General features: G+C 56.9%; 13 protein-coding genes. 2 read left to right on the top strand and 11 right to left on the bottom strand.

Annotated features, from left to right (window positions below):
* Nucleotides 1-70: 70 nt before the first annotated feature.
* The 4 genes from U0L91_RS00540 to U0L91_RS00525 all read right to left on the bottom strand — a co-directional run bounded on the left by U0L91_RS00540 (nt 71) and on the right by U0L91_RS00525 (nt 7,329).
* Nucleotides 71-2,098 carry a hypothetical protein gene (locus U0L91_RS00540; protein WP_330043949.1) on the bottom strand — a complete coding sequence of 676 codons (2,028 nt, stop codon included), beginning with the start codon at nt 2,096-2,098 and terminating at the stop codon, nt 71-73.
* A gap of 244 nt (nt 2,099-2,342) precedes the next feature.
* Entirely contained in the window at nt 2,343-4,556 is a 2,214-nt protein-coding gene (locus U0L91_RS00535; protein ID WP_330043948.1) for a glycoside hydrolase family 2 protein, read from the bottom strand.
* Between the two features lie 53 nt (nt 4,557-4,609).
* On the bottom strand, nt 4,610-5,935 hold the full coding sequence (locus tag U0L91_RS00530) for a carboxylesterase/lipase family protein (RefSeq protein ID WP_330043946.1): 1,326 nt from the start codon (nt 5,933-5,935) through the stop codon (nt 4,610-4,612).
* Nucleotides 5,935-7,329: an MFS transporter gene (locus U0L91_RS00525; RefSeq protein ID WP_330043944.1), complete on the bottom strand. Its 1,395-nt coding sequence runs from the start codon at nt 7,327-7,329 to the stop codon at nt 5,935-5,937. Before U0L91_RS00525 ends, U0L91_RS00530 begins: the two co-directional genes overlap by 1 nt.
* Nucleotides 7,330-7,460: 131 nt before the next feature.
* Between U0L91_RS00525 and U0L91_RS00520 the strand changes: the two genes are divergently transcribed.
* The gene (locus U0L91_RS00520; RefSeq protein ID WP_330043942.1) at nt 7,461-8,651 is read left to right on the top strand and encodes a helix-turn-helix transcriptional regulator; all 1,191 of its coding nucleotides are present in this window, start codon (nt 7,461-7,463) and stop codon (nt 8,649-8,651) included.
* 77 nt (nt 8,652-8,728) lie between these two features.
* Here U0L91_RS00520 and U0L91_RS00510 read toward each other — a convergent pair whose 3' ends face one another.
* Genes U0L91_RS00510 through U0L91_RS00500 form a run of 3 tightly spaced genes read right to left on the bottom strand, consistent with a single transcriptional unit; the run spans nt 8,729 to nt 12,402 of the window.
* A complete protein-coding gene (locus tag U0L91_RS00510) occupies nt 8,729-10,510 on the bottom strand; it encodes an aminotransferase class I/II-fold pyridoxal phosphate-dependent enzyme (RefSeq protein ID WP_481804509.1) in 1,782 nt (593 codons plus the stop codon).
* A gap of 5 nt (nt 10,511-10,515) precedes the next feature.
* A complete protein-coding gene (locus U0L91_RS00505; protein WP_330043940.1) occupies nt 10,516-11,964 on the bottom strand; it encodes an APC family permease in 1,449 nt (482 codons plus the stop codon).
* 57 nt (nt 11,965-12,021) lie between these two features.
* Entirely contained in the window at nt 12,022-12,402 is a 381-nt protein-coding gene (locus U0L91_RS00500; RefSeq protein WP_330043939.1) for a RidA family protein, read from the bottom strand.
* A 180-nt stretch (nt 12,403-12,582) separates the two neighbouring features.
* Between U0L91_RS00500 and U0L91_RS00495 the strand changes: the two genes are divergently transcribed.
* Nucleotides 12,583-13,224: a helix-turn-helix transcriptional regulator gene (locus U0L91_RS00495; RefSeq protein ID WP_330043937.1), complete on the top strand. Its 642-nt coding sequence runs from the start codon at nt 12,583-12,585 to the stop codon at nt 13,222-13,224.
* A gap of 632 nt (nt 13,225-13,856) precedes the next feature.
* On the opposite strand, the gene U0L91_RS00490 is transcribed toward U0L91_RS00495, so the two are convergent.
* The 4 genes from U0L91_RS00490 to U0L91_RS00475 all read right to left on the bottom strand — a co-directional run.
* Nucleotides 13,857-14,606, bottom strand: a complete 750-nt coding sequence (locus U0L91_RS00490) for a metallophosphoesterase (protein ID WP_330043935.1) — start codon at nt 14,604-14,606, stop codon at nt 13,857-13,859.
* Between the two features lie 6 nt (nt 14,607-14,612).
* Nucleotides 14,613-14,876, bottom strand: coding sequence for a hypothetical protein (locus tag U0L91_RS00485; RefSeq protein ID WP_294614700.1), 264 nt, complete (start codon nt 14,874-14,876; stop codon nt 14,613-14,615).
* Nucleotides 14,873-15,247, bottom strand: a complete 375-nt coding sequence (locus U0L91_RS00480; RefSeq protein WP_330043932.1) for a hypothetical protein — start codon at nt 15,245-15,247, stop codon at nt 14,873-14,875. Before U0L91_RS00480 ends, U0L91_RS00485 begins: the two co-directional genes overlap by 4 nt.
* Nucleotides 15,248-15,254: 7 nt before the next feature.
* Nucleotides 15,255-15,941: hypothetical protein (locus tag U0L91_RS00475; protein WP_330043930.1), on the bottom strand; the 687-nt coding region annotated here is incomplete at its 5' end.

Genomic DNA, 15,941 nt, shown 5'->3' with positions numbered 1-15,941 from the left:
TCTGTGCAATCCGCGGGAAAGCAAAGCTCCCGGCCCGCCGGGGGTCGGGAGCTTGGTCCCGGGCGGCGGATCAGGCAATCCGGCGTCCGGTAGCGGAATCAAACGTACAGGTCTGGCCGTCGATGGTCACGGTTCCCTTGGCCATCGTGCCGTAGAACGGATCGAAGTAATACAGTCCGTCGGCGCTCCAGCCCTTGATCATCCGGCCGTTGGCGTCGTAGCGCACCCACTTGCCGGTGCCGTCCGGGCGGTCCGCCCAGTCGCCGGCCTTGGTCTCCTGGTAGACATCCTTGGAGACCGCTTTCTTGCCGCCGTCCACATTGTCCAGCCAGTACCAGCCGTCCGAGGAGGGGTCATAGATTTCCTTGCCGCGGTAGCTGGTATCCAGGCTGTACCCCTGACGGATACCGTTTTCGTACCAGTAGTCACCGCCGTCGATGGTCTTCCAGCCGAAGGAGGGCACGCTGCCCAAATCCCGTTCCTTGACGCCCGTCGCGGTGTTGAAATAGAATTCGCTGCCGTCGATGGTGGCATAGCCCTTGGCCATTGTGCCGTAGATCGGGTCAAAGTAGTAGCTGCCGTTCCAGCCCTTGACCATGTGGCCCTGCCAGTCGTAGCGCACCCATTTGCCGGTACCGTCGGCACGGTCCGCCCAGGCGCCGCCCTCGGACTCCTGGTACACGTCCTTGGAGACCGCCCGGGCACCGTTCTGCACGGCGTCCAGCCAGTACCAGGCATCGGAGGCGGGGTCATAGATCTCCTTGCCGCGGCCGGTCAGGCCCTGGCGGAACCCGTTCTCGTACCAGACATACTCGGTAAAGCTCTTGCGCACCCAGCCGTTGAGCGTCGGGAAGCTCTCGCAGACCGGATCACTGCGGTATTTGGAACGGTAGAGATCCCAGATGAGCTTCTTGGCCTGGGGGTCGGTCACCGTGATGACCGCACCGTGCCGTGTCGTGATCTCGTTGCCGTACTCATCGACGGCGCGGATCTTGTAGGGCTGGCCCCAGAGCATCATGTCCTTGTCCTCGCTGTGGGCGGGGTTCCAGCCCGCATCGTACTGCGTATCGGAGGCGCAGACCCAGATGCCGGTGTCCTGGTCGGAGGAATCCGGCCAGCCGCGCAGCTTGTCCATAAAGACATAGTAGCGGTCGCCGAACTTGGTCAGGCTCGGGCCCTCGAAGCCGGTCTGGACATTGTCGCAGATCAGCGTCCAGGCGTTGGGGTCGCTGCAGTTGTTCAGATCATCAATGCGCCACAGCATGTTGGTGATGCCGTCCTTCTTGATGATCAGGTAGTATTTCCCGTCCTCCTTGTACAGCGAGCCGTCGATCAGGTTGTCACAGTCGATGGGCAGGTTGATCGGTTTGGCCGGCTCATACACCACATTGGCGGGCGGCTTGGTGGGGTCATTGACGGGGTTCTCGATGCCGGGGTCAATGCTGCGCACCTTGACGAGGTAGGGGCGCATGATGTCGTTCTGGGGATCATCGCCGTGGAACATCGCAAAGTAGCCGAAGCAGGTGATGATCCAGACACTGCCGTCATCCTCCTGCAGCATATCCGGCGCGCCGACATCAAAGCCGGTGGCGCCGTGCGCCTTGAGCTGTTCCATTCCCGGCGGGGTGTCGGGCACCGGCACATTGGTGTCGCTGCCGCTGTTGGCATAGCTCCAGTTGACCAGATCCTTGGAGTAGCCGATCATCGGGATGTAGGTCAGCTTCCAGTGATTGGGGTCGGAGGTATCGGTCTGGCTGTAACTGGTGTTCATCCAGAAATAGCCGTTGCGGTACATCAGGCCCGGGTCATGCAGGGTGCCGACCTTCCAGCTGACCGGGACATCCATCCACAGGGAATTGGGGTCGTCGGGGGTGGCATCCTGGTAGGCGGTCGTGAGTTTGTAGAAGTTCTTGCCGTCCACCGATAAGTAAAGCAGATCGCTGACGTCGGCATCGCTGGTCCAGAACGCCCCGAGCATGACATCGGGGTATTCCTCGGCGTGTGCAGCCGTCGGGCGGAACAGCAGCGCCGCCAGCACGAGCAGCAGCGCCGCACTCCACCGCAGCGCAGCCGGCAGCGCGGAATGTTGGTCTTTCATCGTGTACCTCCTCTGGTGAATTTTGGCCTCATTATAGCATGCAGGTCGACATTTCACAACATTTTCACACAAGATGGAAATACTTTCCTCTGCGTTCTGTTCACACAAAAAAGCCGGGACCGCGCAGGCGGTCCCGGCTCCAGGAATACCGGCAGGAATTCCTGATCGGGGGATTTCGGAAACAACTCCCCTGCCCTTCCGCCGGGACGCTGACTGTCCGGGCGGAAGGGGGTGCTGGGGGAACTTACGGTTTTTTGACTTTCGTCAGCGCCGCATTGAGGCGCTTGCAGTCCTCCTCGGAGAACTCATCCTTCATGTAGTTGAGAATCCGCTCGAGCGGCATCATGCCGCGGCGTTCCTTCATCTGGTCCGCGAGCTTCTTGGAGAACTTCTCCACGGCGGCGATGGCTTCCTCACAGTCCACGATCGTGCCGCTGGCATCCCGGATGGAGAACATGCCGGTCGGGAACATCTTTTCTTCCTCCACCGCATCGACGAACCAGTTCTTCACATTGATGCCGGGGTTCTGGTCGACATACACATAGCTCGTGTCCTTCTGCTCGACGCCGCGGAAAACCGCCTCGTCGGACAGTGCGCCGGCCTGGGCGATGACCCGGTTTTCCCCGGGCTGCAGTGCCACCTCTTCAAACCGGAAGACGCCGGTATCCGAGGTCAGCGTGCGGGTCGTCCCGTTGACGGTCAGGGTGACGGCGGGCTGGTTGGAGTAGACCTTGACGGTGATCTGCTTGCGTTCGCGGTTGACAAAGCGGCTTTCGGCGATCTTCACAAAGGGTTCGTCGGACCACTGGGCCTTGTAATAATAGAAGGCATCCTTGCGGGTCTTGCGGTCATAGGTGACAAGTCCCTTGCAGTTCTTGTAGCGGACGCCGCCCTCGTTGCGGATCTCGCTGCTGAAATCGAACAGATTCCAGACAAAGCTGCCCCACAGATAGTCCCGCTGCCGGAAGATCGGATACACCGTCTCATGGTACAGGGCCTGGAACTCCTCGGAGTAGTCCCTGACCTTCGGCTCATAGGAATGGTATGCCAGGTTGCAGTCCACACCGTACTCGGTGATGCCCAGCGGAATGTCGGGGTTATCCTGATGGAACTGATCGACAAACGCGGCATTGTCCTCCATCTGGCCGTAATACCAGCCGAAATAGATGTTGTAGCCGACAACCTGGGTATGGGTGTTGAGCTTGCTGTCATTCTTGACGCAGAACAGGTTGGCGCAGGCACTCAGGCGGGTCTCGTCCATCCGGCGGACCATCTCGCCAAGTTCCTGCATCCGGTCATACATGGGCTCGCTCTCGCCGAACATGGCGATCTCGTTCTGGATGCCCCAGAAGCAGATGGAGGGGTGATGCAGGTTCTGATAGATCAGTTCCTTCATCTGCTGGACGGCATTGTCGAACAGTTCCTTGCTGTCCAGGAACTTGAGCATCGGAATTTCCGCCCAGACCACCAGGCCGGCCTCGTCACACAGATCATACATCCGCTGCGGATGCTGATAGTGGGACAGGCGCACGGCGTTGGCGCCGATCTCGAGAATGGTCTGCAGGTCCTGCCGCTGATGCTCCTCCCCGGTGGCGCAGAAGACGCCGTCGAAATCCTGGTGCTTGGCCACACCGTGGAGTTTGAGGTGTTCGCCGTTGAGGAAGAAGCCGTGCTGCGGGTCGGCTGCCACCGTCCGGAAACCGAAGCGGAGTTGCGTTTCATCGCAGGGGGTGCCGTCCACCAGCAGCGTCGCCTGCAGCGTGTAGAGGGCCGGCGCCTTTTTGCCGTTCCACAGGGCGGGGTGCGGGATGGTCAGTTCGGTGCGGCTCTGCAGCGGACCGGTCTGTTCCAGCACGGTGCTGCCCGCCGCATCCCGGACCAGGTAGGTGATCCGGGCATTGTCGCAGTCAAGGGTATGGGTCTCGATGGCGATTTTGCCGGTGCCGTCCGACACCGACGCCTTGAGAATCACGCCCTCGGTGCCGAAGAAGGTCCGGTCAAAGCAGCTCTTGCCGGTGATGCAGAGAGACACCGCCCGGTACAGGCCGCCGAACACCGTGAAATCGCCGGCCAGCGGAGAAATCCGGTCAAAGCTGCGGTTGTCCAGCAGGACGGAGATCTCGTTCTCCTCCCCCCACCGGCAGAATTTTGTGATCTCAAAGGCAAACGCGGCATAGCCGCCCTCGTGCTGGCCAACATACTGACCGTTGACGAAGACCTTGCACAGCCGGTCCGCCGCACCGAACCGCAGGAACACCCGCCTGGTGCTGTCCGCCCCGATGGTCAGGCACTTGCGGTAGATCACCGTGCCCTTGTAGGCGCCGCCGTCCCGGTACCAGGTATGCGGCAGGTCCACGGTCTCCCATCCGCTGTCCTCAATCTCCTCCACCGATGTCATGGTAAGGATATCCCTCTCGGGCAGTTTTTTGAACTTCCATCCCAAACAGATGTCTTGCATTCGGTATCCTCCTTCACGGCAGAGCCGGATACCGGCGCCGCCATGTCCTGTTGTTACGAAATCGGCTGCAGCGGATGACGCTCCATCTCGAATTTCCGGTCATCAATCACCATGATCGGATCGTCCATCGTGGTCGTCGGCTGCCAGACCGGCAGAGTGCCGCCGTTGGGATCACCCGTTGCGGCAAAATTGGAAAAGTACGAGAGGAACCGGTCCGAAATGGCATGGTCCCACTCGGTCATGGGGCGCCAGCTGTTTTCCAGCATTCCGATGGTGTACCACAGTTCGCTGGAGTGCCAGGCGCCCTGATCGTCTCCCGGCAGATTTCTGCCGAACCAGAAGCAGTAGGACGGGCACTTCCCCTGCTCGGACTGCAGGACCGTCCATTCCCGCGCCATTCTGGCCAGGACATCGGGCTGCATATCGTCCTTGGTGGTGCCCATGAGGTAGGGCACCTTCGCCTGTCTGCCGTCGCGGAGCACCGACTGGGCATCGCAGCAGATCAGCCGGCCGTCCAGCACCGGAGAGAAGTACTGGATGGCATTTTCATACTGGCGTGCGGTTTCCATCATCGTGGTCAGCAGGGTGCGGGCATCCGCCTTGCACCAGTCGTCCAGACCGCCGCCCAGCCGGGAGGTCACGTCCTTCCAGAACGGATAGGCCTGCTCGGCGGGGATATAGGTGCCGAAGGCATCGCTGATGCCGCCGCCGCTCGTCATGATGACCTTGGCGATCTCGTCCCTGGCCAGCGGCGAGGCGCAGAGCTGCTGAATGCTCATGGCGCCGGCAGACTGGCCCATCAGGGTGATGTTGTCCGGGTCGCCGCCAAAGCACTCGATGTTGTGGCGGACCCAGTGGAACGCCGTCAGCTGATCGAACAGACCGTAGTTTCCGGTAAATCCGTCCCGCTCGGCCAGTTCCGGCATTGCGCAGAACCCGAAGGGTCCCAGACGGTAATTGCAGGTCACAAAGATGATGCCGCGCTCGGCATACTTCTTGCCGTCAAAGTGCTTTTCGTGGCCGCAGCCGCCCTGGAAGGCGCCGCCGTGAATATAGAAGATCACCGGCGCCTTGACGCAGTCTGCGGGTTTCCAGATGTTCAGATAGAAGCAGTCTTCGCTGTAATGGTAGGTTTCGCCCTGCCGGAATTCCTTATAATAGAAGGCGTTCTTGTCCTCCTCGCGCAGGGCCCGCAGCTGCATGCAGGCATCCCCGTAATGGGTGGCGTCATAGACGCCCTCCCAGCCGGTCACCTCGGTGGGGTATTCCCACCGGCCCGCCGTCGCATAGCGGATGCCGAGGTATTTTTCCTGGCCCTCGGCCTGCAGACCGCGCAGAAGTCCGCAGTTTGTCCGGAGAATCTTTTCGTTCCAGTCCATCACTTGGTCTCCTCCGCATAGCGGCGCTGCAGTTCCTGATAGACCTGCTCGGTCTTGTTCTTGTTCAGGTTGTAGATCAGGCCGATGCCCAGCACTTCCACGACACAGGCAATGGCCGGCATGACGGTGGCAATGTTGCGGATGCCCTCGCCGACACCGGCAGCCTGCATCTGGGCGCCGGAGACAAAGCCGACCAGCGCCAGCAGGTAGGTTGCGCCGCTGTGGGTGACAGAAGCCGCAATCTTACGGCTGAAGGTGTAGATGGAGTAGAGGGTGCCGTCCGCACGCTGGTTGGTCTTGTATTCCTGATAGTCGATGCAGTCGGTGACGAAGGACCAGATCAGCATCATGAAGGCGGTCTGGCCGGCGTTGGCCACGGTGGACAGAATCATGTAGACGTAGGGGTTGCTGATCGGGAAGAGGAACAGGCACATCGAGAAGACGAAGTTGTAGACAACGCTCAGCAGGATGACGGTGCGCTTGCCGAATTTCTGGGCCAGTTTCGGGATCAGCGGGAAGCAGATCAGCAGGATCGGAATGCTCAGCGGGGAAGTCAGGGCCATCATACGCGGAGCATGGTAGTATTCCTTGTAGAGGTAGCTGGACATGGAGCCCATCGACGCGGAGGCGATGGAGTTGCCCAGCGAAGCGATCATGACGCCGATCAGCGGACGGTTGCACACGGCATTGCGCAGAACGTCAAAGAACTTGTAGTTTTCGCCGCCGTTCTGGGACGGGGTCTTGGAAACGGTCTGGTACCGCTCCGTCGTGCAGGCCAGCAGGATCGTGTAGAACACCAGGCAGGCCACGCAGGAGATGACCGCCATCATGAAGAAGCCTTCGGGTTTCGCGGACTGGTCTTCGTTCCAGATCACCATGGGGACAAGGGGCAGGAACAGAACGCCGACGGCGGTGCCGCCCAGGCTTCTGGCACGGGACAGCTTGGTGCGCTCCTGCGGGTTGCGGGTGATGGCAGACGCCATGGCGCCGTACGGCATCGAGGTGCCGGTGTAGCTCATGCCGTAGATGATGTAGGCAACGGCCACCCAGGCGTGTTTCATGAAGGAAGGCCAGCTGGACACATTGGCAAAGCACATCAGCACCGAGAGTGCCAGCGGGAACATGGCAATCTTGATATAGGGCTTGAAGCGGTTGCCGGATTTGCCAATCATGAACCGGTCGGGCAGTGAACCGATCAGCGGGTCATTGATGGCATCCCAGATCTTGGCGAACAGGAACAGACCTGCCATCCATCTTGCATCAATGCCGAGGACGTAGGTACAGAAGGTCAGAATGTACATATCAATGTACAGATTGACCATGCTGCCGGCGAGGTCGCCGAACACATACCCCACCTGGTCTTTGATGCCGAATTTTGTTTTCTCCTTTTCCATTTTTCATTCTCCTTTTGCATGCAATGTTTCCATTTGCCAGCATCTTTGTTAAGATACTATCATTTTCCCGCCCGATATGATAGAATGATATTGTCTTAAATAGAAGGATTTCACTTTGCAGGAGAAAAATTATGGAGAATGCTTTCCCTGTCGCCAGAGAGCTGATCGAGAGCATCTTCGGACTGACTGTCCAGGCGCTGTCCACCGCCGAAGACTACGAACGGTTCTGCCGGGAGAACATGCTGCACCCTGTCCAGCAATTCTTCCGCGCGGAGGATCTGCGCAAACTCTCGGATTCCATGCAGGAAGGTGACGTCGTCTATATTCAGGATCAGTTTCAGATTGATTTTATCATCTTTTGCTGGGACGGGCAATCGGTGCTGCTCGGCCCGTTCTGCACGCATATCTTTTCCCGCGGGGACTGTATGCAGCTGCTCAAAAAGCTGACCCTGTCGGCCGGCCTGTATGACAGTCTGCTGTCCTACCGGGACCGGTTCCCGCTGATGAATTTCAGCAGCGTGTTCCACATCACCACCTCGCTGATCAAGCTGATCAGCGACCGGGAGTACCACTTCCATACCATCGACTATGCCTCGGTGTCGGAGGGGTATGTCAAATCCGACGAAACCACGATCCGGCAGCAGTATTCCCAGTTCATCTGCGAACACTATTCGGCGGAGCAGCAGTTCATGCACAGCATCCAGACCGGCGATTCCGAGAGCGCCCTTGTCCAGCTCCAGCACCTGCAGCGGGGGTTCCAGTCCTTCAAGAAGCTGGGCACCACGCTGGAGAATGAGCGCATTGCGGCAGCTATTGTGCGCACGATGGTGCGGATTGCGGCGGTCCGCACCGGACTGCCCACCCTCTCGATCGACATGCTGTCCCGGGCCAACACCATCGCCACCAAAAAGGCCAAAACGATTGACCAGATCTATGCCGAGAAGGAAAAAATGGTCATCGCCTTCTGCGAGGAGGTCAAGGCCCACAACGAACAGGGATACAGTCACCTGATTTCCAGTGTGATCTATTATATGGAACACGAGTATGACGAGGGCATCACGGTGGCACAGCTGGCCGAGGAGTTCCATGTCTCACCGAATTACCTGACCAGCACCTTCCACCGCGAGACCGGCCAGACCCCCACCGACTATCTGCGCAGAATCCGGACCCGGCAGGCCCGGCGGCTGCTGCTGACCACCAACCTTTCCATCCAGAAGGTGAGCGAGAAAATCGGGATTGACGACTCCAACTATTTTGTCAAGCTCTTCAAGAAGGATTACGGCATGACGCCCTCCCAGTACCGCAAACAGTACAAACTGTAAAAAGCAGAACAGGCGCTCCGCCTTAAGCGGGGCGCCTGTTCTGCTTTTGGAGTGTGAGAGATCGATCCGTAAACGGATCAGGAGAGGAGTTGTTTGAGTTCTTCGACGTCGGGGATGTCGCCGGCGCTCTTGCCGTAGTGTGCATAGGTCAGCTTGCCGTCGGCATCCATGACGAAGGCGGCGGGCAGCTGGAGTTCCCAGCCCTCGTACTTGCCATGCTTCAGACCGGCCTCGGTCGCCTTGGCAATCTTGGCCATCGTCTTTTCATCGGCCATCGCCTGCAGCGACTCGGCGGGCTGGACCGCGAACCGGATGTACAGCTCGGCCTTGGGATCGCAGATGATCTCAAAGGGCAGCGTGTCGGGCTGCAGCTGTCCGGCCACCACGGCGGGGTCGGACTGCAGCACCACCAGCACCTGGCCGCCATTGGCGGTCAGCTCAGCATAGTGGGCGGCCAGCTGCTGGATGTCGTACTGACACAGCGTACAGCCGTAGTAGCGCAGGAACAGCAGCGCGGTCTTTTTGGCCTTGTGCAGCGCTGCGGTCAGCGTCTCACCCTCGGCGAAGGGGGTGCGGTAGGTGAAGTCCGGCATCGTGTCCCCCACGGCCAGCACCTGCTGTTCCGGCTCTTTCATGTCGGGGTCACGGTTGAAAACGTACTTGTCCAGCCGTTCAAAGGCTTCCTTCACCCGGGAGAGCGGCAGGGCCAGGTTCATCCGGATCGCGCAGGGGCCGTGGAACATCCGGCCATCCTGCCAGGCAACGCCGACATCCCAGCCCATGTGCTCCAGTTCCTCAATGCCGACGCCGTGGGCCTCGCACCACTTGGTGCAGTCCAGGAAGAGCATGTAGGTGCCTTCCGGCTTGCTGACTTCCACCCCGTCAAAGTGATCCCGGATGTAGTCGCAGGCAAAGTTGATGTTGCCGCTCAGCGTCTCGCACAGCTCGTCCACCCATTCATAGCCTTCCGGCTTGTAGGCGCCGATCAGGGCGTGCATGGACAGGACGTTCATGTCGTTGTAATGCGGCTTGCTGCTCTTGGCAACGACACGGTCCCGCAGGTACTTGTTGTAGATGATATGGTAGCTGCCCACGAGGCCGGCCAGGTTGAAGGTCTTGCTGGGTGCGTACACCGCAACGGTGCGGTTGCGGGCGTCCTCGCTGACCAGCTGGGTGGGGATGTGCTTGTGGCCGTTGAGGATGATGTCGGACCAGATTTCATCCGAGATGACCAGGCAGTCATTGGCTTTGTAGACTTCCATCGCCTTCTCGATTTCCCAGCGCTCCCAGACACGGCCGCAGGGGTTGTGGGGGGAACAGAAGATCGCCACATGGATGTTGTTGGCCTTGAGTTTGGCGTCCATATCCTCGTAGTCCATCCGCCAGACACCGTTTTCGTCCTTGACCAGCGGGCTGTGGACGATCTTGTAGCCGTTGTTTTCCACCGACATCGTAAAGCCGATATAGGTGGGGCTGTGCAGCAGCACCGCATCGCCGGGGGCGGCAAAGCTGGTCAGAGCCGAGACCACGCCGCCCAGAACGCCGTTCTCATACCCGATGCAGTCCTTGGTCAGCAGCTTGGGGTCTGCGCCGTTGCGGCGGACATGCCACTGGATGATCTCCTGGAAGTAGTCCGGCGTGGGGCTGAAATATCCGTAGGCGGGGTGCTGGGCACGCTCGATGATCGCCTGGGGGATGGTGGGCACGGTCGGGAAGTTCATGTCGGCCACCCACATCGGGATGGCGTCAAATCCCAGCTTGGGGGCGTTGGGAGTGAAACCGGGCATGGTGCCCAGACCGTCCACCGCGATGGCATCTTTGCCATGGCGGTCCATGATGGAAGTGAAATCGTATTTCATACCTGTTACTCCTTTACAGATTGTTTGACGGGTTGACCCGCGACACCGGCGAACGCATAGCCGGGCTGTTCCTGCTCGTCCTCCTGAGAATCCACGAGGGCTTCGGCAATGACTTCGGCGCGCTTGGCGGCCAGATCCTCGGCCTTGACGGCGCCCTGCTTGATCCGCAGCACCGACAGGATGACGAGGGCGGCGACGATCACGACGGTGACAGCCGCATCACGGAAGGTCAGTTCCACAAACAGGTTGTAGGCCACCGCGCCGGCGCAGAACGCACCGAGCACGCAGCAGACATTGTAGAACCAGAGAGGAATCCGCAGGCTGCGCTTGGCCCACTGTTCGGGGTACTTCTTGGGCAGCGAGATGCTGGCCAGGTTCATGTAAATGTTGATCAGCATGGTGGGGATCATGACCTGGGAGACCGCCGCATCGAGGCTCATACCGGTGACGATCGGGAAAACACTGAGAATGTAGAATACCAGGTAGGTCAGGTACGGATAACCGCTCTTGGTGGTTTTCTTGAAGCAGGCAGGCAGCCAGCCGTCGTTAGCAATCTGCATCAGCGGGTAGCGGTACATGCCCAGGCCGCCCAGCAGAGAGCTGGCGATGGCGCCGATGCCGCCGCCCACGACGAAGAAGAGGTACAGACCGTTGGGGAAGATGGCTTCGGCGGTCACGCTGATGTTGGCGCCGGCGATCTGGTCATAGGGCAGCACGCCGCCGGCGACATAAGCCATACCGGCGTAGATCACAGCCAGCAGGATGGTGATGATGACAATGCCGAGCGGGATGGTGCGCTTGGGGTTCTTGGTGACGGCCGCCATCGAGATGGGGGCCATCGTGGTGCCCTGGCAGGCCCAGCCCATCACCGCAATCGCGGCCACGAAGCCGGAAAAACCGCCATGGAAAAATCCGTTGTCAGCGTTGGAGAAGAAGGCGGCGGCATCCACCTGGGGAATGCCGAAGGCGACGAAGAGGCCCAGTGCAATCACCAGAACAATGGTCACGATGTTTTCCAGCAAGGTCAGGAAACGGGACCCGCGGATCGTGCTGATAAAGAAGAGCGTCATGATGATGAAAGCGACCGGACTCTGGTACGCTTTGAGCACTGGCAGCACGATGGCCAGATAATCCGCAATGGCGATCGCGTAGCTGGCCATCGCGAAGGAACCGACGATGGTCATCCAGGCACTGACGCCGCTCATCAGCGGGTTGAACAGCATGACCTTCATGCTGTAGTCACCGCCCTTGAGCACAAACATGTTGGGCATTGCCAGGTTGTACCAGTAGGCCAGCAGCATGAAGAAGCAGCCCACAGCCACAACCAGCATGATGGAGCGTCCTGTATAGGCGATGCCGGAACCCAGCAGAACGAAAATACCGGTTCCGATGGCGCCGCCAAGTCCCAGACCTATGATATTCCACAGGCCAAGTTTTTTCCCCTTTTCTTCCATGAGAAATACCTCCTGTTTCACTTCCCTATGATAAACGGCCTTCCGTCGTCGGGCGGCTCAGCGCACCGCGACGGCCTCGATTTCCACCTTGGCGCCCTTGGGCAGCGCGGCGACCTGAAACGCCGAGCGTGCCGGGCAATCCGTGGTGAAAAAGCTGGCGTACACCTTGTTCATGGCGTCGAAGTCCGCGATGTCCTGCAGAAGGACGGTGGTCTTGACCACGGCGTCCAGGGTCAGGCCGGCCTGGGCCAGCACCGCCCGGATATTCTGCAGCGACTGCGCGGTCTGTTCTGCCACATCCTCGCTGGGGAACCGCCCGGTCTCGGGGTCAAGCGGCAGCTGACCCGACAGAAAGATCAGGTCCCCCGCCGCAATGGCCTGGGAATACGGTCCCACAGCTGCCGGTGCAGCCGAAGTGTAAACAACGGATTTTTCCATATGAGATCACTCCCGATAATGTGAAGATTTGTCCGGTGATCCGCGGGGATCACCGTATTTTCTGCAGACGCCAGACCAAAAGACAGTTGCAAAAACGCCCAAAAACCACTATACTGATTTTGAATATCACTCAGCGGCGGCTTCCGCCCTGAAAATCCAAGAGAGACAGAGGGAATTTGTGTGACGGATCAGGAACGATTGCAGGTCTTTGTGGACTTTGTGCCCTTTCTGGCTGAGGTCTGCGGACCGGGATGCGAAATCGTCATTCACGACGTAACCACCCCCCAACACTCCATCATCGCGATCAGCAACGGGGTCTCGGGGCGTCAGCTCGGAGGACCGATGACCGATCTGGCCCTCGAACTGCAGGAGAAGGAATCCTACACCCACGACCCATATCTGACCAACTACAAGGGCCTGAGCAAAACCGGCGAGTTTCTGTCCTCGACCTATTACATCAAAAACGAAAATCGTCTGATCGGTCTGCTCTGCATCAACAAGGATCTCTCCCTGGCCAAGGAGGCCGGGTTTGCCTTGCAGGCTTTGCTCGAACAGTTCAACCTGTGCACCCCCGCACAAAGTGAGTACGCGGAACATCTGGACAATCCGGTGGCGGATCTGATGCACGCCAGGATTGCGGAAATCATCGCGCAGAGCGGTGTTTCTCCGGCCAAGATGACCCGCCAGGAGAAGGTGCGCGTCGTGCACCGGCTGAATGAGAGCGGCATTCTGATGATGAAGGGCGCCGTTGCTGAAATCGCGGCGCAGCTTTTGGTTTCGGTCCCCACAATTTACCGGTACCTAAATAAACCGGAGGAATAAAACCAGCCTAAAACCAGAAAAAGCAGGGACGCCGGCATCTTGCTGCCGAAGCGTCTCTGCTTTTTCTGGCTCTTATTATAGCCGCTTTTTCCGTCTGTGCATATTGACAAAAGCGCCAAATAATAAAAAAATTATCAGCATGATTTTTATGTTATCAGTACACTTGTCCGTACATTGCACACAAACGGACAAACAAAAAGGAGGGTTCCCATGGCGGGAACCCTCAAATTTTTTAAATATCTGCGGCGGAATCACTGATCGATGGGCTTCATCGTCGGGATAAGATTCCTCACATGGAATAGCTGTGTAGAAGCCCTGTTAATACTGTGCTTTGCTTACAGGTCACATTTTCCCGTGTGTGATAACTCTGTACATTTCCCTGCTGAAAGCATACACCATAGTGGTGCTCCAAGTGGTGTATGTGGTGCAACTCCAACCTTTCGCACCTCCGAAAGATTGTAGTTAATATTATAACAGTAGAATCTCAGAATTTCAATGGGTTTCAGGTCGTCCCGTAAGGAATCCAGAAAAAAACTTCAATACTCTGCTTACATTCACTCTTTATATTGTGCCAGTCTAAAGCGTGGTTATAAACGGATATGCAAAGTTCAATCCCGTACTACGCCACGCCGTTAATCCTCTATCACAAGACAATTTACCTTTCCACTGAACGCTGTACAGGCATCTATGGCAATAATTCCGGGACCATAATAGGGAGAGAAGTCCGCATCTTCTCCAAACTCGGTCCCCTTGTGTTCGTATTTGCTATGGCCATACGAAGTATGCCAGTGTCCGCAAACAATGGTCTTATTCTCATCTGCGGTCTGTACTGCATCCATGCCATTGAACCATCTTGCTTGATTCCATTGCTCACGGTCTGCTTCTCTCCAAGAAGAAATATAGCTGTAGCTTTTATCCCTGTTCGGAATGCTTGGTATCCAGCCATGCGTGAAAACATAGTGTTCCGTCTCAAAGTAATCAAGCATCGCTGGGATAATCTCTTTGTAAAACGGTGTGTCTTTCGCTGCATCGGCAAAATCATAATGGCGTATAGATGCCATCACTGGATCAAAGCCCGTTAACTGGAGTGCAGTATCATAAGTTCCGTTTGATTTGTGATAGCTATATGGCATCCCTGCATCCGTGGTCACAAGCTCCACAAATAGGTCTTCATGGTTTCCACGAATGAGAATTATCTTGTCTTGCTCCATCTGCTCCAATATGAACTGCTGAAGCTGTTTCGCCTCATGCCCTCGATCAAATAAATCTCCGAGCATGATTAACTTATGAGGAGTTGTATCGGAAAAGAAGCCTGCCTTTTCCAAAGCAGACTTCATCTGCGTATAGTATCCGTGAACATCGGAGATAACATAGTAGCGCATAATCCCTTATTCTTCGCCTCTGTTTTCCTTGGATAGTCTGTCGGCCAGAATCAGCTCTTTCATCTTAAAGCAAAGCCATTCATCAATGGTCAGATCAAGCTCGGCAAGGGCAATCACCAGCCGCTTCATCTCATTCTTATCAATTCCAAAGTCAATGCTAATTGTATCGTAGTTCTTCGGAAGCTGCAAGATATATCGTGCCTCGTTGCGTTCATATCGCCTGAGTAATTCAGGCTGATCCTCAAAAAACTCTCTGACGAAATCGTTCATGACTGCGCCATCCCTTTTTGAGTACGAAGACTGACGCCCTCAACTAACGAGAATACTGCTGTATTCTTCTCTTCCAGAAACTCGCCGGATAAAACATATGTCTTTGAAGTGTCCATCTGGTTTGTCCGCATGATTCCATGAACAAATTGCTTGCTGTTGATCCTCATGACGCATCTGTGATCGGTGAACAGTTTCAGCGGAACTCGGAAAGCCATCACATCATCCTCATCACAAGGGAAAACGCTCAAAGAATCATGGCTATCTGAAATTTTAATTGAGACATGGCTCGGCTTTCCCAAGGCTTTTATAACGCCCTTGCCGATGCTGATACAGCAGCGAGCGCCTTGCAGCGTCATTTCGATTGGGTACATTCTATCCTCATTCGTTGTTTCGGACATCATCGTCACCTCCATTTCCAATAATCGTGCCAAACAAAGTCTCCCGTTTCTTCTCCTGCTCCTGCATACTGATGGAAGCAGCCAACTCTTCAGAAACCGTAGCGGGAACAGCGCCTCCGCTGGTGTCCATGTATCCGGATAGTGATTCGAAGCTGCTTCGTTGCTGAAGGGCTTCATAATCCGAATAACTCCTGCCCAACTTCATGCGGATCTCATCAGGATAATATTTAACAATGCGTTTCTTCATTTTGCCGGTGTGCTTGTCAAAGTACTCCTCCGGCAGCGGATCAAACATAACAGCGGATGCAAGATCAAATACCAGAACCAGCCCTCGCTCAGAATTGGCAAGCCGTCCATAGATCTTGTACCGACACTCCTTGTTCCAGTTCATCATCTTATAAATGCTCTGGACATATTCCGGGCAGGATATAGAACGGTTGACCCACTTATCTTTCTTTAGTCTTGCCCATTCAATCGAAGAGATTTCTTCTTCCGCACAGATGGCCACAACCATTCGCTTTTTATTCTCACTGAGCATAGGAAGGACGTGCTGTACTCCCTCAAACAGCCGGATCGCTGACATACTAAATTCCATTCTGTTCGCACGAATACTCACAGCCGGTTTCTTAATCATGGAGAAGAACATTTTGGGCGGAACGACATAGTC

Source organism: Gemmiger sp., assembly GCF_036306485.1.
Lineage (GTDB): Bacteria > Bacillota > Clostridia > Oscillospirales > Ruminococcaceae > Gemmiger.
Note: the sequence above shows the minus strand (reverse complement) of the source record. Positions and strands in the feature narration are given on the sequence as shown.